General features: G+C 75.2%; 22 protein-coding genes, 4 tRNA genes and 1 riboswitch. Of the genes, 12 read left to right on the top strand and 14 right to left on the bottom strand.

Annotated elements, in window-relative coordinates; translation table 11 throughout:
• Positions 1 to 112: 112 nt before the first annotated feature.
• The 12 genes from O3T09_RS11220 to O3T09_RS11165 form a co-directional block, all read right to left on the bottom strand.
• Positions 113 to 397, bottom strand: coding sequence for a hypothetical protein (locus tag O3T09_RS11220; RefSeq protein WP_122054294.1), 285 nt, complete (start codon positions 395 to 397; stop codon positions 113 to 115).
• Positions 394 to 525, bottom strand: a complete 132-nt coding sequence (locus O3T09_RS11215; protein ID WP_020624531.1) for a hypothetical protein — start codon at positions 523 to 525, stop codon at positions 394 to 396. Before O3T09_RS11215 ends, O3T09_RS11220 begins: the two co-directional genes overlap by 4 nt.
• A gap of 418 nt (positions 526 to 943) precedes the next feature.
• The gene (gene ribH, locus O3T09_RS11210; RefSeq protein ID WP_144818466.1) at positions 944 to 1,426 is read right to left on the bottom strand and encodes a 6,7-dimethyl-8-ribityllumazine synthase; all 483 of its coding nucleotides are present in this window, start codon (positions 1,424 to 1,426) and stop codon (positions 944 to 946) included.
• Entirely contained in the window at positions 1,423 to 2,736 is a 1,314-nt protein-coding gene (ribB, locus tag O3T09_RS11205) for a 3,4-dihydroxy-2-butanone-4-phosphate synthase (RefSeq protein ID WP_144818464.1), read from the bottom strand. The genes ribH and ribB overlap by 4 nt, the downstream gene beginning before the upstream one ends.
• On the bottom strand, positions 2,733 to 3,389 hold the full coding sequence (locus tag O3T09_RS11200) for a riboflavin synthase (protein WP_010078770.1): 657 nt from the start codon (positions 3,387 to 3,389) through the stop codon (positions 2,733 to 2,735). The genes ribB and O3T09_RS11200 overlap by 4 nt, the downstream gene beginning before the upstream one ends.
• A complete protein-coding gene (ribD, locus tag O3T09_RS11195; protein WP_144818462.1) occupies positions 3,390 to 4,526 on the bottom strand; it encodes a bifunctional diaminohydroxyphosphoribosylaminopyrimidine deaminase/5-amino-6-(5-phosphoribosylamino)uracil reductase RibD in 1,137 nt (378 codons plus the stop codon).
• Positions 4,523 to 5,227 (bottom strand): nicotinamide riboside transporter PnuC, encoded by a 705-nt coding sequence (pnuC, locus tag O3T09_RS11190; protein ID WP_004167571.1) that lies wholly within the window; start codon positions 5,225 to 5,227, stop codon positions 4,523 to 4,525. Before pnuC ends, ribD begins: the two co-directional genes overlap by 4 nt.
• 82 nt (positions 5,228 to 5,309) lie before the next feature.
• A riboswitch (FMN riboswitch) is annotated at positions 5,310 to 5,454 on the bottom strand.
• Between the two features lie 81 nt (positions 5,455 to 5,535).
• Positions 5,536 to 6,207 carry a ribulose-phosphate 3-epimerase gene (rpe, locus tag O3T09_RS11185; RefSeq protein ID WP_036340795.1) on the bottom strand — a complete coding sequence of 224 codons (672 nt, stop codon included), beginning with the start codon at positions 6,205 to 6,207 and terminating at the stop codon, positions 5,536 to 5,538.
• A 16-nt stretch (positions 6,208 to 6,223) separates the two neighbouring features.
• A complete protein-coding gene (locus O3T09_RS11180; RefSeq protein ID WP_144818460.1) occupies positions 6,224 to 7,855 on the bottom strand; it encodes an RsmB/NOP family class I SAM-dependent RNA methyltransferase in 1,632 nt (543 codons plus the stop codon).
• Positions 7,852 to 8,952 carry a methionyl-tRNA formyltransferase gene (locus O3T09_RS11175; protein ID WP_144818458.1) on the bottom strand — a complete coding sequence of 367 codons (1,101 nt, stop codon included), beginning with the start codon at positions 8,950 to 8,952 and terminating at the stop codon, positions 7,852 to 7,854. The genes O3T09_RS11180 and O3T09_RS11175 overlap by 4 nt, the downstream gene beginning before the upstream one ends.
• Entirely contained in the window at positions 8,949 to 9,533 is a 585-nt protein-coding gene (gene def / locus O3T09_RS11170; protein ID WP_073115354.1) for a peptide deformylase, read from the bottom strand. The genes O3T09_RS11175 and def overlap by 4 nt, the downstream gene beginning before the upstream one ends.
• Positions 9,530 to 10,519 carry a cytochrome gene (locus O3T09_RS11165; RefSeq protein WP_073115356.1) on the bottom strand — a complete coding sequence of 330 codons (990 nt, stop codon included), beginning with the start codon at positions 10,517 to 10,519 and terminating at the stop codon, positions 9,530 to 9,532. Before O3T09_RS11165 ends, def begins: the two co-directional genes overlap by 4 nt.
• 158 nt (positions 10,520 to 10,677) lie before the next feature.
• Here O3T09_RS11165 and O3T09_RS11160 point away from each other — a divergent pair.
• From O3T09_RS11160 to O3T09_RS11145, 4 genes are all read left to right on the top strand, one after another.
• Positions 10,678 to 10,751, top strand: a tRNA-Gly gene (locus tag O3T09_RS11160).
• An 18-nt stretch (positions 10,752 to 10,769) separates the two neighbouring features.
• Positions 10,770 to 10,840 (top strand) — tRNA-Cys (locus O3T09_RS11155).
• Between the two features lie 58 nt (positions 10,841 to 10,898).
• Positions 10,899 to 10,970: transfer RNA gene (locus O3T09_RS11150), tRNA-Val, on the top strand.
• A 28-nt stretch (positions 10,971 to 10,998) separates the two neighbouring features.
• Positions 10,999 to 11,075: transfer RNA gene (locus O3T09_RS11145), tRNA-Gly, on the top strand.
• 97 nt (positions 11,076 to 11,172) lie between these two features.
• On the opposite strand, the gene O3T09_RS11140 is transcribed toward O3T09_RS11145, so the two are convergent.
• Positions 11,173 to 12,063: a siderophore-interacting protein gene (locus O3T09_RS11140; protein ID WP_049147987.1), complete on the bottom strand. Its 891-nt coding sequence runs from the start codon at positions 12,061 to 12,063 to the stop codon at positions 11,173 to 11,175.
• Positions 12,064 to 12,224: 161 nt separating this feature from the next.
• On the opposite strand from O3T09_RS11140, the gene O3T09_RS11135 reads away from it, so the two are divergent.
• Genes O3T09_RS11135 through O3T09_RS11115 form a run of 5 tightly spaced genes read left to right on the top strand, consistent with a single transcriptional unit; the run spans position 12,225 to position 20,326 of the window.
• Positions 12,225 to 13,820 (top strand): pyridoxal phosphate-dependent decarboxylase family protein, encoded by a 1,596-nt coding sequence (locus O3T09_RS11135; RefSeq protein ID WP_051995184.1) that lies wholly within the window; start codon positions 12,225 to 12,227, stop codon positions 13,818 to 13,820.
• The gene (locus tag O3T09_RS11130) at positions 13,817 to 15,142 is read left to right on the top strand and encodes a lysine N(6)-hydroxylase/L-ornithine N(5)-oxygenase family protein (protein ID WP_036313286.1); all 1,326 of its coding nucleotides are present in this window, start codon (positions 13,817 to 13,819) and stop codon (positions 15,140 to 15,142) included. The genes O3T09_RS11135 and O3T09_RS11130 overlap by 4 nt, the downstream gene beginning before the upstream one ends.
• A 5-nt stretch (positions 15,143 to 15,147) precedes the next feature.
• Complete coding sequence (locus O3T09_RS11125; protein ID WP_227717895.1) at positions 15,148 to 15,792, top strand: GNAT family N-acetyltransferase; 645 nt, start codon at positions 15,148 to 15,150, stop codon at positions 15,790 to 15,792.
• Complete coding sequence (locus O3T09_RS11120) at positions 15,789 to 17,624, top strand: IucA/IucC family protein (RefSeq protein ID WP_144818456.1); 1,836 nt, start codon at positions 15,789 to 15,791, stop codon at positions 17,622 to 17,624. Before O3T09_RS11125 ends, O3T09_RS11120 begins: the two co-directional genes overlap by 4 nt.
• Positions 17,621 to 20,326: a GNAT family N-acetyltransferase gene (locus O3T09_RS11115; protein WP_269295550.1), complete on the top strand. Its 2,706-nt coding sequence runs from the start codon at positions 17,621 to 17,623 to the stop codon at positions 20,324 to 20,326. Before O3T09_RS11120 ends, O3T09_RS11115 begins: the two co-directional genes overlap by 4 nt.
• A 74-nt stretch (positions 20,327 to 20,400) precedes the next feature.
• Here the strand turns inward: O3T09_RS11115 and zapE are convergent, their stop codons facing one another.
• Entirely contained in the window at positions 20,401 to 21,456 is a 1,056-nt protein-coding gene (gene zapE, locus O3T09_RS11110; RefSeq protein ID WP_036340820.1) for a cell division protein ZapE, read from the bottom strand.
• Between the two features lie 223 nt (positions 21,457 to 21,679).
• Here zapE and O3T09_RS11105 point away from each other — a divergent pair, with 223 nt between their 5' ends.
• The 3 genes from O3T09_RS11105 to O3T09_RS11095 are packed head-to-tail and all read left to right on the top strand — an operon-like array spanning position 21,680 to position 23,595.
• A complete protein-coding gene (locus tag O3T09_RS11105) occupies positions 21,680 to 22,573 on the top strand; it encodes a sulfurtransferase (RefSeq protein WP_144818452.1) in 894 nt (297 codons plus the stop codon).
• A 37-nt stretch (positions 22,574 to 22,610) separates the two neighbouring features.
• Complete coding sequence (locus tag O3T09_RS11100; RefSeq protein WP_020624761.1) at positions 22,611 to 23,069, top strand: SufE family protein; 459 nt, start codon at positions 22,611 to 22,613, stop codon at positions 23,067 to 23,069.
• Between the two features lie 7 nt (positions 23,070 to 23,076).
• Complete coding sequence (locus tag O3T09_RS11095; protein ID WP_269295549.1) at positions 23,077 to 23,595, top strand: aminoacyl-tRNA deacylase; 519 nt, start codon at positions 23,077 to 23,079, stop codon at positions 23,593 to 23,595.
• Positions 23,596 to 23,620 lie beyond the last annotated feature (25 nt).

The raw sequence follows: 23,620 nt of genomic DNA, 5'->3' as shown, positions 1-23,620 counted from the left end.
GCGCGGCCGGTCCGGGTCGGGAGCATCGGGGCGATCAACTCCCATTGGGTGTCAGAGAGCATCTGGAACCGGGACATGTCCCCAGGGTCTCAGCTGACTCGTGCATCTATTCTCAGACACGCCCTAGGGCTTCGATGACCGCGGCCTGGCTGGGCGTTGCCGGGTTCGTGGCGGCCTCTCGACGCACCGCGTCGCGGATCGCTTCGGGCACTCGCACGTTCAGGGCCACGGTCGGCGCCCCACGCCGCGCCAGGGGCGCATACCCACCGGCCGGGTCCGAGGTCGTTGCCGGTTCTGCGGGGATCACCGCTCCGGGAGCCGGGGTCTGGGGGGCCGGGGTGGGCTTGCGTCGCTGTGCTCGCAGACTCAGGTCGGGCTCAAGCTGCTTCTCGTTCATGCGGTGATCCTTTCGAAGATGAGGCCGGCCAGGTCGGCGTAGGCGGAGGCGACGGGTTCGCGCTTCTCATAGTGGCCCAGCCAGTCGCAGGCCAGACGTGCACCGGGGACGATGGAGCGGGCCGGCACCAGGGGGGTGAGCAGCAGCCCGGTCTCGCGCAGCTCCCAGCAGGGCCATGGACTGTTTGAACGCGGCCACGCTGCGGCAGGCTCCGTGCACCCCGACGCAGTCGTCCGAGGCGGGGCGGGCCGCATAGATCACCCGTCTGCGGCGGTGAACGCGTTGGGGGTCAACGGCCCGCCCTGACGGTCGGGGCAGTGGACGACGAGCTGTGGATGCCGCGAGCGAGACGAAGGGCGGGGGCTTCGCGTCTCCGCCTCTATCGTCGGGTCCCCGCGCCCTCCGGCCGACCCCATCCATGACGGCGCGGGGCTGCCGGCGTTCCGGACGGGCCCGGTTGACCGGCCTGCGATCACCCCACCGGCCCCGGGGACAGGGTCCACGTCGAGAGCAGCCGACCCAGCAGGCAGCCCCGCCCGGCCACCCTCAGTCCCGCGGCGTGACCGAGCGCAGCGCGAGCTCGGTGAGCACCGCCGCCTCGAGGGCCTCGCGGCCCTTGTCCTCGCGGGATCCGGGCAGGCCCGCCCGGTCGCGGGCCTGCTGCTCGGTGTCCACGGTGAGCACGCCGAAGCCCACGGGAACGCCTGTGCGCACCGAGACCTCCGTCACGCCCTGGGTCACGGACTGGCACACGTAGTCGAAGTGCGGGGTGTCCCCGCGCACCACGACGCCCAGGACCACGACGACGTCGAATCGCTCCGCCAGCCGCGCCGCGGCGACGGTGAGCTCGACGGTGCCGGGCACGCGCACGAGCACGGTTTCCAGGCCCAAATCCGCCGCGGCGGCCTGCGCCCCGGCGATCAGCCCGTCCATGATCTCCGTGTGCCACTGGGCGGCGACGATCGCCACGTTCAGGCCGCTCGCAGCGGCGGGGTCGGGGGTGAAGGTCGGGGCTCCGGCGCCGCTCATGGGGTGTCCTCCTGGTGGGTGGGGTGGGTCGGGTCGGTGGTCGGGTCATCGGCCGGCGTGGCGGGGCCGCCGGTGGCCGTCGGCGGTTCGAGCACGCGGTCCGCCAGGGCGTGGGCCATGCGGTCCCGCTTGGTGCGCAGGTAGACCACGTTGTGCTCGGTGACGGGCGTGGGGGCCGGGACACGCTCGACGACGTCGATGCCGGCCGCCCGCAGCCCCGCGACCTTCGCGGGGTTGTTGGTGACGAGGCGGATGCGCCGATGGCCGGCGGCCGTGAGGACGGCGGCGGCCCCGGCCCAGTCGCGCGCCTCGGCGGGCAGACCGAGGGCGAGGTTGGCCTCGACGGTGTCCATCCCCTCCTCCTGGAGCCGGTAGGCGCGGATCTTGTTGGCCAGGCCGATGCCGCGTCCTTCGTGGCCCCGGAGGTAGAGGACGGCGCCGCCCTCGGTCGCCGCGCGGGCCAGGGCGTCCTCGAGCTGGGGGCCGCAGTCGCAGCGCAGGGAGCCGAGGACGTCGCCGGTGAGGCACTCCGAGTGCACGCGGACGGTGAGGGGACGCTCCGGGTCGGTCTCCCCCGCCACGAGCAGCAGGTGTTCGGCCCCGGTCTCGGCGTCCACGTGCACGCTCACGCGGAACAGGCCGTGCCGGGTCGGCAGGGTGGCCTCGGCGGGCACGGCGGTCAGAGCCGGCGTCGTCTCCTCCAGGTGGGCCACGAGGTCCTCGATGGAGATCAGCACGAGGCCGTGCTCGTCGGAGAACTCCCGCAGGGCGGGCAGGCGCATCATGGTGCCGTCGTCGTGGACGAGCTCGGCGATGGCGGCCACGGGCGCGACGCCGGCCAGGCGGCACAGCTCGACGCCGGCCTCGGTGTGGCCGCGGCGGGCCCGGACGCCGCCGGGGACGGCGCGCAGGGGGAACACGTGACCGGGCCGGGTCAGGTCGCCGGGGGCGGCACCGGGGTCGGCGAGCACGCGGAGGGTGCGGGTGCGGTCGGCGGCGGAGATGCCGGTGGTGACGCCGGCGGCGGCGTCGACGGACACGGTGTAGGCGGTGCCCTTGGGGTCCTCGTTGACGGTGGTCATGGGCGGCAGGGCCAGGCGGTCGGCCAGGCCGGCCGGCAGGGGCGCGCAGATGACGCCCGAGGTGTGGCGGACGGTGAAGGCGGTGACCTCGTCGGTGGCCAGGGCGGCGGCGTAGATCAGGTCGCCCTCGTTCTCGCGGTCGGCGTCGTCCACGACGACGACCGGCCGGCCGGCGGCGATCGCGGCGATCGCCGCGGGGACGGGGTCCAGACGGATGTGCTCGCTCACGGGCGGGCCTCCTCGGTGGGTGCGGCGGGGGCGGACGGGATGAGCGCGAGACGCTCGGCGTACCGGGCGAGCACGTCGGTCTCGAGGTTGACGCGGTCGCCCGGCCGCAGGGCGCCCAGGGTGGTGGCCTCGAGCGTGGCCGGGATGATGCCGACCTCGAACCAGTGCGCGGCCGCGCCCGGGTCGGAGACGGCGGTGACGGTGAGGGAGACGCCCTGCAGGGCGATGGCCCCCTGCGCGGGGACGTAGCGGGCCAGGCGGGCGGGCAGGCCGATGCGCAGAGTGGTCCAGGCCCCGTGCGGGGTGACCGCGAGGACCTCGCCGGTCCCGTCCACGTGGCCCTGGACCACGTGCCCGTCCAGGTGGTCGGTGGGGCGCAGGCAGCGCTCGAGGTTGACCCGGTCCCCCGGGGCGCGGTCGCCGAGGCTGGTCATGCGCAGCGTCTGGCCCATGAGGTCGGCACGGAACACGCCGGGGCGCTCCGTGGGCTCGTCGAGGGCCGTGAGGCACACGCCGTCGACGGCGAGCGAGCCGCCGGCGGGCAGCCCGTCGAGGGCGCCGCCGGCGTCGAGGGTCAGCAGGGCGGTGTCGGCGGCCGCGTCGTGCTCGAGGGCGACGACGGTGCCGAGATGGGTGACGATGCCGGTGAACACTCAGTCCTCCTGGAAACGGGTCGGGGCGGGGGCGGTGGGCAGGCGCGGGGCCGGCACCGGGCTCAGGTGGGTCCAGACGTCGTCGCCGAGGGCACGGACGGGGCCGCCCTCCGCGGGGTCGGGGTGCCAGCGCAGTGCCTCGGACAGCGTGGCGACGTCCAGGCCCGCGACGGCGGCGCGGCCCGGGCCGAGCAGCAGGGGCGCGGTGTAGACCATGAGCTCGTCCACGAGGCCGGCGCGCAGCCACGCGCCGAGCACGCGCGGCCCGCCCTCGATGAGCACGTGTGCCGGGCGGTCCCCGCTGCGGGGCCAGGGCCCGGGATGGGCGGCGAGCGCGGCGAGGACGGCGTGCGGGTCGTGGTCCGGCACGTGCAGCAGGACCGGGTGGGTGCGCAGGGCGGCGCCGTCGGGCACGGGCCGGTGACCCTGGACGACGGGCACGGGCTGGTGCGCGAGTTCGGCGCCGGCGGCGTCACGGGCGGTGAGGCGGGGGTCGTCGGCCAGGACGGTCCCCGTGCCGACGACGATGGCGTCGACGCGGGAGCGCACCTCGTGGGCGTGGACGCGGGAGTCCGGGCCGGTGATCCACTGGCTCGTGCCGTCGGCGGCCGCGGCGTGGCCGTCGAGGGACTGGGCGAGGTGTCCGGTCACCCACGGACGGCCTGCGTCGCGGACCTCGCGCCAGCGGGCGGTGAGCGTGAGGGCGGCCGCCTCGCCGGTGGGGCCGGTGACGTGCACCCCGTGCGCGGCGAGGCGGGCCGCGCCGCCGCCGTCGTGGCCGGTGGGGTCCGCGACGGCGTAGCGCAGTGCGCCGATCCCCGCGTCCAGGACGGCCTGCGAGCAGGGGCCGGTGCTGCCGGTGTGGTCACAGGGCTCGAGGGTGACGTGCAGCGTCAGGCCGGCGGGGTCGAGGGCAGCCAGGGCCGGATCCGCGGCGCGGGCGGCCCGCCAGCGGGTCAGGGCGTCGACCTCGGCGTGGGCGGTCCCCCGTCCGCGGTGGTGCCCGACGGCCAGGATGCGGCCGGCCGCGTCGGTCAGGACGGCCCCGACGAGGGGGTTGGCGCCGCGCACGCCGCGCAGCGCGGCGCCGACGGCGAGGTCCATGGGGTCGGCGGACGGGGTCTCGGCGGCGTTCATCGGGCGACGTCCCCCTCGGGGCCGTCCGGCAGCAGCGTCTCCACGGCGGGCTTGTCCCGGTCTGTGGCGCGCAGCCACACGAAGAAGCCGATCAGGGTGAAGGCGCCGTAGAAGGCGTACATCACGGCCGAGGCGTAGTAGCCGGTGCTCCACAGCAGGGGCACGCCGACGACGTCCACGGCCACCCAGATCAGCCAGAACTCCACCCAGCCGCGCGCCATGCCGTAGGTCGCCAGCAGCGATCCCACGAACGTCCAGGCGTCCGCCCACACCGGCTCCCACGAACCCAGCGCGCGGAACACGGGGGTGAGGGCGACGGTGCCGACCGCCATGGCCGTCACGAGGAACACGCGCCCGCGCCAGCCGGCCCACTCCGGGGTGATGGCGGGAGCGTCCTCGGCGTGGCCCCGGCGGGCCTGACGCCAGCGCGCCCAGCCGTAGACGGAGACGGCGATGAACATGACCTGTCGGCCGGCCTGACCGAGCAGGGTGGCGTGATCGGCCCCCGTGAACAGGGAGGCGAGGAAGACCGTCAGCAGGATGAGGTTGCCGAGGATGCCCACGGGCCAGGCCCAGACCCTGCGCGCCATGCCGCCCAGGGCGGAGGCGAGGCCGAAGACGTTGCCCAGCACCTCGCGCATGAGCAGGCCGCCGCCGGCGACCGGGATGGTCCAGTTGAACGCGTCCACCAGCCAGTCCATGACCGTGACGCCACCTCCTCGGATCGGGACTCCGAGGGGTGCGCTCCGCAGCCCTCCCGCGCAGGGCGCGGAACGGCTCCGCCGCGTGCCTCTCCCATCCCGACTGTACGGTCGGCACCGGAATTCCACCGGTCAGGCCGCTCGGCACCGCCTCGGATGAGGACGGGCCGCGCGGTTAGCGGGCTGTCACCGCCGGTGCGGACTTCCACCGCATCTCGGAGCACGTTGCTGTCCAGCAGTATCGCACGCCCGGCCGGCCGCGCATGCCGGACGTCGCCGGACGACGCCGGGCGACCGCGTCGCCGGGCTCAGTGGCAGGCGCGGGCGGCGGCGGTGCGCAGGCCGACGAGCGCGGCGTCGGGGTCCTCGGCGCCGAACACGGCGGAGCCGGCCACGAACACGTCGGCCCCGGCCTCGGCCGCGCGTTCGATGGTCTCCCGGTTCACGCCGCCGTCGACCTGGAGGGCCAGCGGGGCGGGCCCGCCGTCGAGGGCGCGGCGGGCCCGGCGGATCTTCGGCAGCACGACGTCGAGGAACGCCTGCCCCCCGAAACCGGGCTCCACGGTCATCAGCAGGAGCATGTCCAGCTCCGGGAGCATGTCCAGGTAGGGCTCGACCGCGGTCGTCGGCCGCAGCGCCATGCCGGCCTTCGCTCCGGCCGCGCGCAGCTCGCGGGCCAGTCGGACGGGCGCCGCCGACGCCTCGGCGTGGAAGGTCACGGACTCGGCCCCCGCCTCCGCGTAGCCGGGCGCCCAGCGGTCGGCGTCCTCGATCATCAGGTGGAGGTCCAGCGGCAGGTCCGTGGCGCGTCGGATCGCCTCGACCACGGGCAGGCCGAGGGTGAGGTTCGGGACGAAGTGGTTGTCCATGACGTCCACGTGCACCGCGTCTGCGCTGGGGATGCGGGCCAGCTCGTCGGCGAGGCGGGCGAAGTCCGCGGACAGGATCGAGGGGTGCAGGCGCGGGGCGCGGGCGGTCATGGGCGGGTCCTCTCGGTCAGGCGCCGGGGGCGCGCAGCAGGGCCAGGAACATGGCGTCGGTGCCGTGCCGGTGCGGCCAGAGCTGGGCCGTGCGGGCGACCACATCGGCCGGCTCCGGCGCGCCGGCGGGTTCGGCCTCGTCCAGGCGCAGGTCGTCGAGCGCGACGGTGTCGAGGGCGGTGCGGGCGTCGAGCACCTCCAGCTCGGGGTGGCGGCGCACGAGGTCCTGGACCTGGACGACGGTCTCCGCGACGTGCGGGGAGCAGGTGACATAGGCGAGCACGCCGCCGGGGGCGAGGACGGAGACCGCCGCGTCGAGCAGCTCGGCCTGCAGGCCGGTGAGCTCGGCGAGGTCGGCCGGGGTGCGGCGCCAGCGCGACTCGGGTCGGCGGCGCAGCGCACCGAGGCCGGTGCAGGGGGCGTCCACGAGGACGCGGTCGAACGCCGGGGCCGCCTCGGGGGCGTCGGCGATCGTGCGGCCGTCCCCGGCCCGGACGGTCCAGGCTCCGGCGGGCACGGCGGCGAGTGCCTGCCGGACGAGGTCGGCGCGGTGCGGGGCGACCTCGTTGGCCACGAGCGTCGCACCCCGCTCGGCGGCGAGGGCGGCCAGCAGGGCCGCCTTGCCGCCGGGGCCGGCGCACAGGTCGAGCCAGCGCTCGGCCCGCCCCTCGGCCGCGGGGACGGGTGCCTGGGCCAGGGCGCGGGCGGTGAGCTGGGAGCCGGCGTCCTGGACGCGGAGCACGCCCTCGCGCACCCCGGGCAGGCGGCCGGCGTCGCCGCCGGAGTGCAGGGCGGAGTCCGGGGCCAGCGGCCCGGGTTCGGCGCCGTCGTCGAGGGCCGCGGCGAGCGCTTCGGCCCCGCCGGCCACGGGCAGGGCGACGAGGTTGACCACGGGCGGGGCGTTGTTCGCCTCGAGCAGGGCGGCCAGCTCGGCGTCGCGGTCGGCGATGTGGCGGGTGCCGCGGTGGGCGGCCAGGGCCTGGCGCAGCGCGCGGACGATCCACACCGGGTGCGAGGTGCGGACGGCCAGGGCGGCGTCGCCGCCGTCGGCGGGGGCGACGTCGGCCAGCCACTCTTCGAGGGGGCGTTCGGCGACCCGACGCAGCACCGCGTTCACGAACCCGGAGGCGCCGGCCCCGATCTCGGCGCGCACGAGGGAGACGGTGGCGTCGAGGGCGGCGTGGGCGGGCACGCGCATGCCCAGCAGCTGGTGGGCGCCGAGCCGCAGGGCGTCGAGCACGGGTGGGTCGATCTTCTCGAGCGGGCGGTCCACGCAGCGGGTCAGGATCGCGTCGTACAGGCCGAGCCCGCGCAGGGTGCCGTAGGCGAGTTCGGTGGCGAAGCCCGCGTCGCGCCGGTCGAGGCGGGCCTGGCGGATGCGCGCCGGGAGGACCAGGTTCGCGTACGCGTCCTCGGCGTGGACGGAGCGGACCACCCCGAAGGCGACGCGGCGCGCCGGGTCGGCGGTGCGGGAGCGCTGCGACGGCGCCTGCGCCGAGTACTTCCGTCCGGCGCCGGAGCGACCCCGGTTGCGGGTGCGCCCCTGCGCGTCGCGGCGGTCCTGGGAGTCCGCCCGGGGTGCGCGGCCGCGTTCTCCGCGGGCCCCTCGCTCGCCCCGGCCCTGTCCTGGCTGTCTCTCGCGGCTCATGCGCGCGCCTCCTCGTCCTGTGCCGTGGCGTTCCGCGCGGCCTCGCGTGCCGCCGCCCGGGCGGCGGCCTCCCGGCGGGCCTGTTCTTCGTGGTGGGCGAGCGCCTCCCCGGCCAGCAGCGCGGCCCCGGCGGCGGCGCCGCGCGCCCAGTCGGCGGCCGGCATCAGCTTCCTGCCCGCCGGCTGGACTCGGGAGAGCCGGACGGCCCCGCCGGCGGTGCGCAGCCAGGCGGCCTTCGCGGCCACCAGGATCTGCCCGGGAGCCGCGGCATCGAGGGCGGAGGGCCAGCCGTCGTCGCCGGCGCTGACCGGGGCGACGCCGTCGAGCTTGAAACGGGCCGGGGCGGCGCCGTCGTCGGCGGTCAGCCAGCCCCAGGCGCCGGGCTCGGGGGTGACGCCGTTGATCCGGGCGGCCACCTCGGCCGCCGGGCGGGCGGGGTCCACCAGGCCGTCTGCGGCCGTGAGCTTCGGCGCGTGGGTGGGTTCGCCGCGCTGGGGCGTGGCCGTCGCGGTGCCGTCCGCCAGGCGGTCGAGCACGTCGATCACGAGCGGGCCGCCGCGCTCGGCGAGGTCGGTGAGCACGGTCCCGGCGGTCTCGTCGGCCGCGACGGGGCGGGTGAGTCGGGCGAAGACGGGTCCGGTGTCCAGGCCCTCTTCGAGCTGGAACACGTCGGCGGCGATCTCGGTCTCCCCTGCCATCACGGCGCGCTGGACGGGGGCGGCGCCGCGGTAGGCCGGCAGCGCGGAGAAGTGCAGGTTGAGCCAGCCGTGGCGGGGGGTCTGCAGGGCCTCGGCGGGCACGAGCGCCCCGTAGGCGACGACGACGGCCACGTCCGCCTCGAGGGCGCGGATCGCCTGGAGGGCATCGGCGCCCTCGGGTCCGCGGAGTCGGTCGGCCTTGAGCACGGGCAGGCGGGCCTCCTCGGCCACGACCGCGACCGGCGACGGGGTCAGCACCCGCCGGCGCCCGACCGGGGCGTCCGGCCGGGTGAGCACGCCGACGACCTCGTGGGGTGAGTCGAGCAGGGCGCGCAGCACGGGCACGGCGGTCTCGGGCGTGCCGGCGTAGAGCACGCGCAGGGGCGTCGGGGCGGTCATCGGGCGGCTCCTGTTCCGGCGGCGGGGGCGGCGGGGGCGCCGAAGACCGAGCTGACGGCGGCCGCGCGCGCGGCCCCGATGCGGCGAGCGGCGCGGTCCACCTCGCCGGCGCGCATGCGGCGGCGGGCCTCACGGCGTTCCTCGCCGTCGAGGCGGTCGACGTAGAGGATCCCGTCGAGGTGGTCGGTCTCGTGCTGGAGGCAGCGGGCGAGCAGGCCGGTCCCCCGGTGCTCCACCGGGTTCCCGTCCACGTCGGTGCCGCGGACGACGGCCTCCGCGGCGCGCGCCGGGTGGTAGCGCAGCCCGGGCACGGACAGACACCCCTCGCCCGGCTCCCGCAGCGCCTGCCCGGCGGTCTCGAGCACGGGATTGACCACATGCCCGGCGACGCCGGCAACGTCGAACACGAAGACCCGCAGGCCCACGCCCACCTGGGGCGCGGCCAGGCCCACGCCCCCGACGGCGTGCATCGTCTCGATCATGTCCGCCATCAGGGCGCGCACGTCCGCCCCCGCGGGCACGGGCGACGCGGCGGTGCGCAGGACGGGGTCGGGGACGGTGCGGACGGGCAGGACGGTCACGCCGTCACCCTATCGCCGCCCTCGGCGGCGGACGCCGGGCGCGACGACGACCCGTCGGGCGCCGCGTCCGGGGCGGCGTGGGAGCCGCCGCCGAACGCCGCGGCGCGCACGGCCTGCAGGCCGGTGGCCGCCGACGCCGGGACCGACGGCGGAGGCGGGCCGATGAGGCGGAGCGCGGGGCCGGCGTCGTCCACGGCCTGCGCGTGCTTCCAGACCTGGCGCAGGGCCCAGAACTTGTGCCAGTGGCGGGGCAGCACGCCAGGGTTGGCCTGGTGCACGGCGACCTCGGTCTCCCCCAGGGCGACGCCGAGCAGCATCTCGGCCTGGCCGTGTCGCCACTCCTCCCAGGTGCCGGCCTCGGGGTCCACGAGGGACTCCTCCGCCTTCAGGCCGGCGGTCAGCTGCATGACCACCTTGGGGTCGAGCGCCTTGACCCGTCCGTCCCGCCCCGTGCCCTTCGTCTTGTAGTCGATCAGACACAGCCGGCCGCCGATCCGGGCGACGAGGTCCAGGGTGCCCGCGTAGCCCACCGTGTGGTTCCAGACGGTGATCTCGGCCGCGATCGGCCGGACGTCGTAGAGGTCCCACCACTCGTCGAAGCGGTCCGCGTAGGCACCCTCACCGTGCTCGATCAGGCGCGCGCGGGCCTCCGCCATGGTGTGGGGACGGCCGAGGGCGCGCTGGGCGACCTGCTCGGCATAGTCGTGCACGCGGTCCCCGCGCTCGGCCGCGGCGTCCCGGTAGCGGGCCGCGGCGTCGGCGGACTGCCGGGCCACCTGTTTCAGGCGGGCAGCGGAGCCCACCGATTCCGCCAGGCGCGGATCCTGGGTCACGGACTGGGCCGCCATCCACCCGACCCAGCCGTCCAGGTCCGTCTTCTCCATGCCGATCACGGTGGTGATGGACGGGACCTCGGGCAGGCCCGAGAGGGAGCGCGCGTACATGCGTCCGTGGGGGGTCTGATGCGCGAGGCGTGGCTGGGTCATGGTCAGCCATTCTGGCAGGGTCCGCGGACCCCCGACGGGGTGGCCCGACACGCCTCCGGACGCCGATTTTGCATCCGGGCGGAGATGGCCTAGAGTTCTTTCTCGTTGGAAAACGCAGGTGAGCGGCTCGGACGAGCGGATCCCGGCGGCACCGACACGCGGATGTAGCTCAGTTGGCTAGAGCGCCACCTTGCCAAGGTGGAGGTCGCGAGTTCGAATCTCGTCATCCGCTCGCTCAACCTTCACCCCTGGTCGGGTGGCCGAGAGGCGAGGCAGCGGCCTGCAAAGCCGTATACGCGGGTTCGAATCCCGTCCCGACCTCGCAGGCTTCTCCGACCGGGAGTGGCGGCATGTTCACCACCTCCTCGGAGGTGGACGAGCGCGATTGGCGCAGCGGTAGCGCGCTTCCCTGACACGGAAGAGGTCACTGGTTCGAACCCAGTATCGCGCACGGAGACGATCCGTGAGGATCGACTCAGGCGGATGTAGCTCAGTTGGCTAGAGCGCCACCTTGCCAAGGTGGAGGTCGCGAGTTCGAATCTCGTCATCCGCTCCACACACGAAGGGCCCCTCCTGGCGGAGGGGCCCTTCGTCGTTCCGGGGCGTGCGGTCGGCCTCGTGCTCGGAGCACGGACGCCGACCGTCGGACGGGATCAGAGCCGCGGGCCGTCCACCCGCCAGTAGCCGCTGAACATGATCGCGCGCTTCGGTGCGATGCCGCGGCGGACGATCACCCGCCGCGCCGCCGTCGCGAGCGACTGCTCGCCGCACGCCCACACGTGGTCGCGGGGCGCGGCGGGGAGGTCCTCGAGGTGCGGCGTGAGCAGGGCGCCCGGCACGGCGTCTCCGCGGTGCAGGACCGTGAGCGTGGCGCCCTCCGGGACCTCGAGGGCGGGGACGTGGTCACGGCCGGGCACCTCCAGGACGACGTCCATCCGGCCCCCGCGCGGCGTGCGACGCTGCGCGGCGAGGGCGGCGGCGATGCTCGGGACTGCGGTCTCGTCCCCCACCACGAGGTGCGACTCCCCCGCCGCCGGCAGACGATAGGCGCCCGTCCCGGTGCGGAAGCCGGCGACGTCGCCCGGACGTGCGGTGCGCGCCCACGTGCCGGCGGGGCCCGCATGGTCGTGCACGACGACGTCGACGTCGATCTCACCGACGGAGGGCCGGTGCTCGGCGACCGTGTACCACCGCAGATCCGGCCGCACGTCCTCGGGGATCCGCCCGACCGCTCGCCGCGCATTGAGCGCCGCGGGATCGGGCATCACGAGCGCCCGCCCCGGGGGCGGGGTGAGCAGCCCGAAGTACTCGTCGCAGCCCTGCGGGGTGAACGTGCGGAACTCCTCCGCGGCGAACGTGAGACGACGCAGCCGGGGGGCGAGCAGCCACGTGGCGCGGACCGTCATGGTCCACTGCGGATACTCGTCGCGGTCAACGGGCATCGCCTGGCCGAGGGCCGCGAGCCCGCGGTAGGCCTTCATCTGCAGGGCCTCGACACGCGAGGGACGGGCGGCAGGCGGGGGGAGGACGGAGGAGCTCGTCATCCGGTCAGCATAGGTGAGCCTCACCTTTGCTGGAGTCCTCCCTTTGAATACGTCACGTCATTGTTGCGTATTTGCTTTCTTAGGTAAGGCTTCCCTACTGTGCGGGACGTCCGTGGCGCACGCCGCCCGGAGCCGACGACCCCCTCACGGAAGGCCCTCCCATGCTCCCTCGCCTGTTCGGACTCGGCGATCCCGCCGCCTACCTCGACGCCACCGGCAGGGCGGCCCGGGTGGCCGTCGACACCGCCTACGACCGCGCGGGGGTCCACCCGGACACCCCGTCGACGCACCTGGCCGACGCCGTCGGCGCCGTCGACTTCTCGCAGCCGACGGGCAGCCTCGACGACGCCCTCGCCGAGGTCGCGGAGCTCTACGCCCACCAGACCACCGCCTACCACCACCCGCGCTATGCCGCTCACCTCAACTGCCCGGTTCTGCTCTCCAGCACCGCAGCGGACACCGTGCTCGGGGCGCTCAACACGGCGGTCGAGTCCTGGGACCAGGCCCGCTCCGCGGCGCTCATGGAGCAGCGGCTCCTGGCCGAGGTCGGACGCTGGTGCGGGTTCGCCGCGGGCGACGGCGTCTTCACCTCCGGAGGGTCGGCCTCCAACCTGCAGGCCATGACGCTGGCCCGCGGCCGCGCCGTGCAGCGTCTCACCGGCCACGCCGGGCTCGCCGACCTGCCCGCCGAGGTGCTCGGCTCGCTGCGCGTCTTCGTCAGCGCGGCCACGCACTACAGCATCGCCAAGGCAGCCGGCCTGCTCGGGCTGGGCCGCCACGCCGTGGTCGTCGTCCCCACCGACGCCGCCGGGCGCCTGGACCCCGGGGCCCTGGCCGCGGCGGTCGAGCGTGAGGTGGCCGCCGGTGCCGTGCCGATGGCCGTCGTCGCGACGCTGGGGACCACCGACCGCGGCGCCATCGACCGGCTGCCGGCCATCGCCGACGTCGCCGAACGCCACGGGATGTGGGTCCATGCGGACGCGGCCGTGGGCGGGATCCTCGCCGCGAGCGCGGCGACGCGCCACGAGCTGCCGGCACTGCACCGTGCGGACTCGGTGACGATGGACTTCCACAAGACGTTCTACGTGGGGCTGGCCTGCAGCGCGCTGGTGGTGCGGGATGCCGAGAGCCTGCGCCATGTGACGGTGCACGCGGATTACCTGAACCCGGAGGACAGCGTCCATCCGAACTTGGCGGATCGGTCGCTGCAGACGAGCCGCCGGTTCGATTCGCTCAAGCTGTGGCTGACGCTGCGTGAGCATGGGGCCGAGGCGGTGGCGTCCCTGTTCGCGGGGGCGCGCGAGCGCACGCGGCAGGCGTGCGGGATCCTGCGGGCCCGGCCGATGTTCGCGGTGCTGGAGGATCCGACGCTGGTGACGGTGCTGTTCCGGGTGCGGGCCGAGGGACTGTCGGAGGAGGAGTGCACGGCGGTGCAGGCGGCGATGCACCGGGAGCTGGTGGCCGGCGGGCGCGCGCTGATCGCGACGACGGTGGTGGACGGGGTGCCCCATCTGAAGTTCACGATCCTGAACCCCGCGGTCACCTCGGGCGAGCTGGAGGCGCTGGTCGACGTCGTGGAGGAGGCGGCGCTGCGGCACGCCGACGCGGTGCGGGCCGGCCGTCACCGGAGGCGCGGGGCGGGGCGGAACCGTCCGCATGCCCCGTCGGCCTCCGTGTCCTGCACGCTTCCCTCGTCGGCGGGACCCCGTCCGTCCGCGGCGCGCGTGGTTGAGCACGGAGAGCAGGTGTGCGCATGAGCCCGGCGTCCACGTCCCCCCGCCGCGTGCTCGCGATCGGGCTGGGCCCGTTCGACCTGAGCCTGGCCGCGCTGGCCCACCCGCTGCCCGACGTCGAGGTGGAGGTGGTGGAGAGCCGCGACGCGTTCGTGTGGCACCCGGGCATGATGCTGCCGGGCGCGCAGATCCAGGTGCCGTTCCTCGCTGACCTGGTGACGTTCGCGGACCCGACCTCCCCGTACTCGTTCCTGGCGTATCTCAAGGCGATGGGCCGGCTTCACCGCTTCTACATCCGGGGTTCCTGGTACCCGCTGCGGCGGGAGTTCTCGGACTACTGCGCGTGGGTGGCAGCCCAGCTGCCCGGCATCGCCTACGGGACCACGGTGACGGCGGTGCGGTGGGACGAGCAGGCGGACGAGTTCGTGGTGGAGGCGGCCTCCGCGGCCGGGACCAGCACGCACCGGGCCGACCACGTGGTGGTGGGCACGGGCACGGTGCCATCCCTGCCCGCGCCGCTCGCGCGCGTCGCGGAGGAGGCGGTCCGGGTCGGCGCGTCCCCCGTGGTGCACACGGGCGAGTACATGGGCCGTCGCGAGGACATCGTTGAGGCCGGGTCGGTCCTGGTGGTGGGCAGCGGTCAGTCGGCGGCGGAGTGCGCCCTGGACCTGCTGAACGCGGGCCACCCGGACCTCACGTGGGTCACGCGCTCACCCCGGTTCTTCGGCATGGAGGTCGGCCAGCTGACGCTCGAGCTGACCTCGCTGGACTATGAGCGGCACTTCGCCACTCTGCCCCGGGCGCGGCGGGATGAGATCAACGCGTCCCACCGGTCCCTGTACAAGGGGATCAGCGAGCACACGATCGAGGACGTCTACCACGCGCTGTACGAACGCCAGGTGGGTCCGCTGGACCCGGCCCGGCTGTGGCCGGGCACGTCGGTGGCGGACGCCCGCCTGGTCGCGGGCCAGGGCGCGCCCCGGGTGGAGGTCACCCTGCGCGATGAGGAGACCGGGGTGACCGCGCGGCACGTGGTGGACCGCGTCGTCGCGGGCACGGGCTACCGCCACCCGGACCATCCGTTCCTGGAGCCGGTGCGGCACCTGCTGCGCGTGGAGGACGGTCGGACGACGGCGAACGCGGACCACGCGATCGACGTGAGCGGCCGCCGGATCTTCGTGCACAACACCGCCGAACAGCCCCTGGGGCTCACCGGCCCGGACCTGGGCATGGCGGCGGAGCACAGCGGCCGCATCCTCAGCACGATCGCCGGCCGCGAGGTCTACGCGCAGGCCGAGTCGATCGCGTTCCAGGACTTCGGTGCCGTCGCGGCGGGCGTCCGGTGAGCGCCGTGACGCCGCCGCAGACCACCGTGGACGGTGCGGCCGCGAGCGCGGCCCGTCGTGTGGAGCTCCGTCCCGTGGGCGCGCAGGACCATCCGCTGCTGCACCGGTGGGTGACGTCCCCGCACGCCGTGTACTGGGAGATGACGGAGGCGGGCCTGGCCGACGTCGTGGCCGAGTACGAGGCGATCGCCGCGCACCCGCACCACCACGCGCACGTGGGGCTCGTGGACGGGACCGCGACCTTCCTGGTGGAGGTCTACGACCCGGCCCACTCGGAGCTGGCCGGACGGTATGCGGGCGCGCCCGGCGACATCGGCCTGCACGTGCTCGTCGCCCCGACGGACACCCCGGTGCCCGGGACCACGGACCTGGTGATGGCCGCGGTGGTGCGCTGGTGCCTGGCCCAGCCGGGGGCGCGGCGCGTCGTCGTCGAGCCGGACGAGCGCAACGCCGCCATCCGGGCGAAGAACCTGGCCGCCGGGTTCACGGAGCTCGGTCCCGTGGCGCTGGGATCCAAGACGGCGATGCTCTCGATCGCCACGCCCGAGTCCTTCACTGCCAGCCGGATCGGCGTCCTCGCCGCCGGGCTGGACCTCACCCTCCCCGAGCCCCCGCTCCTCCTCACCCCCGACAGGCAGGTGTCCGCATGACCCCCGTCCCCCCGTCCTCCCCGTCCCGCCTGGACGCGCTGACGGCGCCGACCGCCCGGCACGCCCACCGGCTGCTCGTCGCCAAGGCGATCCGCGAGTTCACCCATGAGCGGCTCCTGACGCCGGTGCGCGGCGAGCGGGTCGACGACGCCGGCCGCCACGCCTACACGCTCACCCTGGGCGGGGTGCGGTGGACGTTCACCGCGCGTGCCCTCCCGCTCGAGCACCTCGGCGTGGATCCGGACTCGGTGTGCCGTGCCGGGGATCCGGACGCGGTGGCCGTCGACCGCTTCGTCCTCGACGCGGCCGAGGTGCTCGGGCTGGCCGGCGAGGCGCTGGACGTCTATCTCGAGGAGCTCGCCTCCACCTTCGCCGCCCGGTGCCACACCCTGGCCGGCGAGCGCCCGTCCGCCGCCGACCTGGTGGACGCGGACTACACGGCGGTGGAGGCCGCCATGAGCGAGGGACACCCGGGCTTCGTGGCCACCAACGGCCGCATCGGCTGGGGGGCCACGGAGTACGCGATGTTCGCCCCCGAGGGCGGGCGGGCGCTGCACCCGGTGTGGCTCGCGTTCCCCTCCGAGCTCGGGGGACGGTGGACCTGGCCCAAGACCGCGAGCGCGGGCGCCGCCGTGCCGGCGCCGCCCCCGCCGATCACCGAGGCGGTGGCGGGCCTGTGGGCGGAGCGGGCGGCGGCGCTCGACGTCGATCCGGAGGCGTACACGCTGATCCCGGTGCACCCGTGGCAGTGGGAGCACCGGATCCAGGTGGCGTTCGCCCCCGACCTCGCCGCGGGGCGGCTGGTGCACGTGGGCGAAGACCCGGACGCGTTCACGGCCATGCAGGCGGTGCGCACCCTGTTCAACGCGAGCGACCCGCACGCCCCGCAGCTGAAGACGGCGTTGTCCGTGCAGAACATGGGGTTCGTGCGCGGCCTCTCCCCCGCGTACATGTCCGTCACCCCGGCGATCAACGCGGTGGTGGCCGACCTCGTGGACTCCGACCCCCTGCTCGCGAGGTGGGGCTTCGGGGTGCTGCGGGAGTACGCCTCGGCCGGGTACACCGGGGACGCCTTCCATGCCGTGGGCTCGAAGGGCCCTCGCACGAAGATGCTCGCCGCCCTGTGGCGGGAGAGTCCGCTGCCGCGCCTGGCGGAGGGCGAGCGGGTCATGACCATGGCGGCGCTGCTGCACCGGGACGGCGGGGGCCGCTCCGTGGCGGGGGCGCTCGTGGAGCGCTCGGGGCTGACGGCGGCGCAGTGGCTGCACGGGGTGGTGACGGCCTACGTGACCCCGCTGGTGCATCTGGCCGCCGCCTACTCGACCGTGTTCATGCCCCACGGGGAGAACATCGTGCTCCGCCTGCGGGAGGGACGGGTCACCGGCGCCTTCCTCAAGGACATCGGGGAGGAGGTGGTGGTCGGCGCGGACGGCGTCCCGCTCACGGAGCAGACCCGGCGCATCCGCATCGACCTCACCGACGAGGACCTCTCCCTCTCCTTCTTCACGGACATGCTGGACGGCGTGCTGCGCCATCTGGCCGACGTGATGGACGCGGACGCCCTGCTGCCGGCGGAGGAGTTCTACGCCGTGGTGGGGCGGGTCCTCGCCGAGTACACGGCCCTGGGGCTCGCGGATGTGGAGCGCCTCGGCCTGGACGCGGAGGACTTCGCGCACTCGTGCCTGAACCGGTTGCAGCTGCGGAACGCCACGCAGATGGTGGACCTGACGGACCCGTCGGGCTCGCTGCTCTACGCCGGTCGCCTGGCCAACCCGGTGGCCGCGCCGCTGCGCCGCGCGCTGGCGGAGCTCCGGCAGGACGCCGCGGCATGAGCGCGGACGCGTGGACCGGGACGGCGACGGGTGACGTGGCGGGCCGTTGCCACCGGGACGCGCACGGCGTGCCGACGCTCGTGGCCGCGTCCCTGCCCGAGCTGGCCTACCTCCAGGGGTGGCACGTGGCGACGGAGCGGGCCTGGCAGGTCGACTGCGAGCACCGCCGGGTCACCGGCATGGGCGCCGAGGTGTTCGGCCCGCCGGCGGTGGCGAACGACGTCGCCGCCCGGCAGATGGACCTGGACGGCGCGGCCCGCCGGGCGTTCGACGCCCTCGACGACGCGGAGGACCGGGCCTGGTTCACCCGGTTCGCCGACGGCGTGAACGCGGGGCTGGACGCCGGGGCCCGGCGCGCGCCCGAGTTCGCCGCCCACGGGGTGAAGCCGCTGCCGTTCGACCCGCACACGGCGCTCGCCCTGCACCTGGGCTACAACGTCTGGCTGACCAACGCGCCGGCCGCCCTGTTCCGCACCCTGCTGGCCGAGCGCTTCCCCGCGCTCGCCGCGGCGCTGATCTCGCCGCGCCCCGACGCGGACGGCTCGAACGCCTGGGCGGTGCGCGTCGGCGCCGAGGGCGCTCCGCTCGTGGCCGCCGACCCGCACCGGCTGCTCGAGCTGCCCGGCGTCTACCAGCAGGTGCGCCTCGTGGTGGAGGCCGAGCGTCCCCGGGACCGCGTCGACGTCGTCGGCCTGGCCTTCCCCGGTGTGCCGGGCGTCCCGCATGTGGGGCAGTCCGAGCACGTCGCGTGGGTGACGACCTCGGCGATGGTGTCCTCGCTCGAGATGGTCCTCGAGGACGCCCCCGAGGGGCCGGAGGTCCTCGACGCCCGGACCGAGCGGGTGCACGTGCGCGGCGGCGACCCCGTGGACGTGCGGGTGGCCCACACCCCGCGCGGGCGGCTCGTGGACGTGCCCGGCGCCGGACCGGTGAGCATGCGGTTCCCCGCCTGGGACCGCGCCGACACCGGCCTGCCGAGCGCGCGCCGGCTGCTCACGGCCGCGAGCGCCGCGGAGGCCTGCGCGGTGCTGGACGGGCACGTCGAGCCGGTCAATCGCGTGATCGTCGCGGACCGGCGGACGGTGCTCACCCGGCACGCCGGGGCCGTGCGGCGCCGGGATCGACGCTCGGCCTGGGGTGCGGCGCGGGCCTCCGCGCTGGGCCGGGGCTCCGCCGACGGGTCCCTCGATCAGCGCTGGGTGCGCTGGCCCGCGCCGGCCGCGGCGGACGACGTCGTGGTGGCGGCCAACGAGCCCCACCCGGACACCGCCTGCCTCACCGTGGACGCGTGCGCGCCGTGGCGGTCCCGCCGCATCCGGGAGGCCCTCGAGGCGCTGGCACCGCAGGAGCGGACCGTGGACGCGATGGCCGCCCTGCAGACGGACACCCGGACCCCGGGCGCGCCGCGGGCCTGGCTCGCCGACGCCGTCGACGCGCTCGTCGCGGACGGCGTGCTGGCCGCGGAGTCCGTCCCGGCGTGGGCCGGCGACGCCGCCGCCGGATCGGCCGCGGCCCGCTGGTGGCTCCTCGTGGAGCACGAGGTGGCCGCCGCCCTGATCGCGCACCTGCCGCCCGCCTCGCGGGCCCTGCTCGGCGGCCCGTGGGCACCGTGGGGCGACGCCGCCGCATGGGTCGGCGCGGCGCTCGCCGAGCGCGGGCCGGAGCCGCTGCGCGCGGCCCTGGGGATCACAGCGTCGACGAGGGACCTCGTGCGGGCCGCCGTCGCCGCCGTCGACGACGCCGCCGAGCCGCCGGGCCCCGACGGCGCGGCCCGGACCTGGGGCGAGGCGCATGCCCTGACCCCGTTCCTGTTCACGCACGAGCATCCCGGCGGGCCGGACGTGCCGGGGCTCGCCGACGTGCTCGACACGATCGGGTCCGTCCGGGTGGGCGGCACCGCGGACGCGGTCTGCGCCACCTCGCACGCCCCCGGCCTGGCCGTCGGCACCCACCGCGGGCCGGTGGCCCGGGTCGTGTTCGACCTCGGCGACCGCACCCGCAGCCGGTGGGTCGTCCCGTTCGGCGCCTCCGGTCTCGGAGGCGGGCACGTGACGGATCAGCTGGACGCGTGGGCCGCCGGCCGCCTGCTGCCCGTGCCGTCCCGTCCCGTCCCCCCGTCCGCCGGCAGCGGCGTCGCACCCGCCCGCTCCGTCCCCGGCGGGGCCCCTCCGGGACGCATCGTGGCCGAGGTCGGCGTCGGGGCGTTGGGCCTGACCATGACGCGCGTCCGCCCGGCCCTGGACGCCCCGCTGATCCACGCACTCGTCACGGAGCCGCGGGCGGAGTTCTACGGGATGCGCGGGCACAGCGTGCAGGACGTCGAGGAGGTCTACGACTTCCTCGAGTTCCAGCCCACCCACGCGAACCACCTCGTGTGGCACGGCGGGACCCTCGTGGCCCTCGTGCAGACCTACGACCCTCGCGCGGAGGAGGTCGGCGGCGCCTACGAGGTGCGGGACGGGGACCTCGGATTCCATTTCATCACCGCCCCCGGCGGCCTGCAGGGGCGCGCCCGCGCCACGGCCTACCGGAGCATTGTGGACTGGTTGGGCGCACGCCCCGGCACGCGTCGGCTCGTGATCGAGCCGGACGTCCGCAACACGCGGGCCGTGAAGACCGCCCGGGCTCTGGGCTTCACGGTGGACCGGGAGGTCGAGCTGCCGGGCAAGCGGGCGGCGCTGTACTTCCGCGACGCACGCTGACCCGGCCCCGCACACGGCGACGGCGCGCACCCGCCTCGGTGCGCGCCGTCGTCGTGCCGGTCAGGGGCGGTGGCTCACTTGTGCTCGGCCACCCCCGTCTGGCCCTCCCGGACCAGGGCGGTCATGCGGGAGACCGTGCGGAAGTACTTCTTCATGTAGCCGCCGTGCATCATCTCCTGCGTGAACAGGGCGTCGAAGGGCACACCGGAGGCGAGGACGGGCACGTCCTTGTCGTACAGGCGATCCGCGAACACCACGAAGCGCAGGGCCGTGGCCTGCTCCGTGATGGTGTGCACGTCGTGGAGGGCGAGCACGTCCACGTCCTTGACGAGCTCGCGGTAGCGGGAGGGATGCACGCGGGAGAGCATCGCGGTGAGGTCCGCGAAGTCGTCCACGGCGAGCACACCCGCGTCGGGGAAGTTCTCCTGGGCGGTGGCCTCGACGGCGGCGTCGTCCAGCGGCGACGGGGCGGCGGAGAGGCCGCGGTGGCGGTAGTCCTCGCCGTCCACGCGGATGACCTCGAACTGGTCGGCCAGGACCTGGATCTCGCGCTTGAAGTCCTGCGCCGCGAAGCGCCCCTCGCCGAGCGAGCCCGGCAGGGTGTTGGAGGTCGCCACCAGGCGCACGCCGGCGTCGGCCAGCTCGCGCATGAGGCGGGACATCAGCACGGTGTCCCCCGGGTCGTCGAGCTCGAACTCGTCGATGCACACGAGGGTGTACTCCTTGAGCTCGTCCACCGCCTTGCGGAAGGACAGGGCGCCCACGAGGTTGGTGTACTCCACGAACGTGCCGAACGCCTTGGGCCCGGGGGCCGCGTGCCACGTCGAGGCCAGCAGGTGGGTCTTGCCGACGCCGAAGCCGCCGTCGAGGTAAATGCCGGCCGGCCCTGCCGCCCGCTTCTTCCCGCCGAACAGGCCGCCGAGGAACCCGCCGCCCGAACCGCCCCGGCCGAGGTCTGCCGCGAACCGGCGCAGCCGCTCCACGGCCTGTGCCTGCGAGGGGTGCGCGGGGTCCGGGATGTAGGTGTCGAAGGACACCGTGCCGAAGCGGTACGACGGGTGGAAGCCGGCCAGCAGCTGGTCCGGGGTGACCTGCGGCGAACGGTCGGCGAGGTGGACGATCTGAGCCACGGGACACTCCCAGGGTCGACGACGGGGATTCCGGGCCATGCTACCGGGCCGCGGACCCGACCCATGTGACCTCGCGTGTCCCGGACTGAGGGGCCCCTACCCTCTTACGTGACACCGATGTGCCGTAATCTGTCGCGCAGGGCACGGACACGGAACCCGCCGTCGTCGTGCCGCCCGCCCCGGGCCCGTGCGGGCCCGCCCCGACGCGAAGGAAGGCAGTGCCATGACCGATACCGCCGCGAAGTTCTCCGAGTACGCCCACCCCGAGAAGCTGGTGTCCACGCAGTGGGTCGCCGACCATGTCGGCGACGAGGACGTCGTGGTCCTCGAGTCCAACGAGGACGCTCTCCTCTACTCCACCGGCCACATCCCCGGCGCCCAGCGCGTCGACTGGCACACCGAGCTCAACGACCCCGTCACCCGCGACTTCGTCGGCCCCGAGGCCTTCGCCGAGTTCGCCGCCTCCAAGGGGATCTCCCGGGACACCACCGTGGTGTTCTACGGCGACAAGTCCAACTGGTGGGCCGCCTACGCGCTGTGGGTGTTCACCCTCTACGGCCATGAGGACCTGCGCCTGATGGACGGCGGCCGTGACAAGTGGATCGCGGAGGGACGCGAGACCACCCGCGAGGTCCCGACCGTGGCCCGCGCGGAGTACCCGGTGATCGAGCGCGACGACCACACCGATCGCGCCGCCCGCGAGGACGTCCTGCAGGCCATCGGGACCACCCCGCTGATCGACGTCCGCTCCCGTCCCGAGTACACGGGCGAGACCACGCACATGGCCGGCTACCCGCAGGAGGGCACCCTGCGCGGCGGCCACATCCCCACGGCGGCGTCCGTGCCGTGGGCGTCCGCGGCCAACGAGGACGGCACCTTCAAGTCCCGCGCCGAGCTGGAGCAGGTCTACCGCACCGACGCCGGGCTGCGGGAGGGTGACGACGTGATCGCCTACTGCCGCATCGGCGAGCGCTCCTCCCACACCTGGTTCGTGCTCAAGTACCTGCTCGGCCACGAGGACGTCCGCAACTACGACGGCTCCTGGACCGAGTGGGGCAACGCCGTGCGCCTGCCGATCGCCGTCGGCGAAGAGCCGGGCGAGGCCCCCGCGCGCTGAGCCCCCGGCACGGCGTGGATCACTAGACTGGGACACCATGACCGAGAACCACGCCGTGCCCGCCGCCCTGGCCGAGATCATCGACGACTTCGCCGGGGTGCCCGATCCCGAGAAGCTCGAGCTGCTGCTGGAGTTCTCGGACGAGCTGCCGGCGCTGCCGGAGCGCTACGACGGCCACGAGGCCGAGATGGAGCAGGTCGTGGAGTGTCAGACCCCGCTGTTCCTGGCCGTCGAACTCGAGGGTGAGCCCGGCCCGCAGGCCCCGGTCCGCCTCTTCATCACCGCTCCCCCGGAGGCGCCCACCACGCGCGGCTTCGCCTCCGTGCTCACCCAGGGCCTGGACGGGCTGAGCGCCCTCGAGGTCGTGGACGTGCCCGAAGACATCCCCACCCGCCTCGGCCTGGCCAAGGCCCTCACCCCCCTGCGCCTGCGCGGCATGTCCGCCATGCTCGGCCGCATCAAGCGCAACGTCCGCGAGCAGGCCGGGATCGCCTGAGTCCGCCGTGGGCCAGCGCAAGAAGGATCGCGGCGCCCGGAACGGGGCGGCCACGCCGGCCGTCGCCGCTCTCGAGGCCGCCGGGGTCCCGTACCGGCTGCACACCTTCGACGTGGCCCTCGACGCCGGCGGCGAGCGGTTCGGCGTCCAGGTCGCCCGGGCGCTCAGCGTGCCCGCCGACCGACTGTTCAAGACGCTGATGGTGGCGGACCCCGACGGTGCGCTCGCGGCGTGCGTGGTGCCCGTGTCCGGTCAGCTGGACCTGCGGGCCGCCGCCGCGGTGCTGGGCGTCAAGCGGCTCGCCCTGGCCGATCTGGCCGTCGTCGAACGCCGGACCGGCTACGTGCGGGGTGGCGTCTCGCCCCTGGGCCAGCGCCGGCCCCACCCCGTCGTCCTGGACTCCTCCGCTCTCGACGCGGAGCTCATGTACGTCTCCGGCGGGCAACGCGGCCTGGATGTGGAGATCGCGCCCGCCGACCTCGTGCAGGTGACGGGCGCCGTCGTCGCGGAGATCGCGGCGGGCTGACGGGCGGGTCCTGCGGCCGGGCCGG

It is taken from the genome of Micrococcus sp. H39-S4 (assembly GCF_027158145.1).
In the GTDB taxonomy this organism is placed as follows: Bacteria; Actinomycetota; Actinomycetes; order Actinomycetales; family Micrococcaceae; genus Micrococcus; species Micrococcus luteus.
Note: the sequence above shows the minus strand (reverse complement) of the source record. Positions and strands in the feature narration are given on the sequence as shown.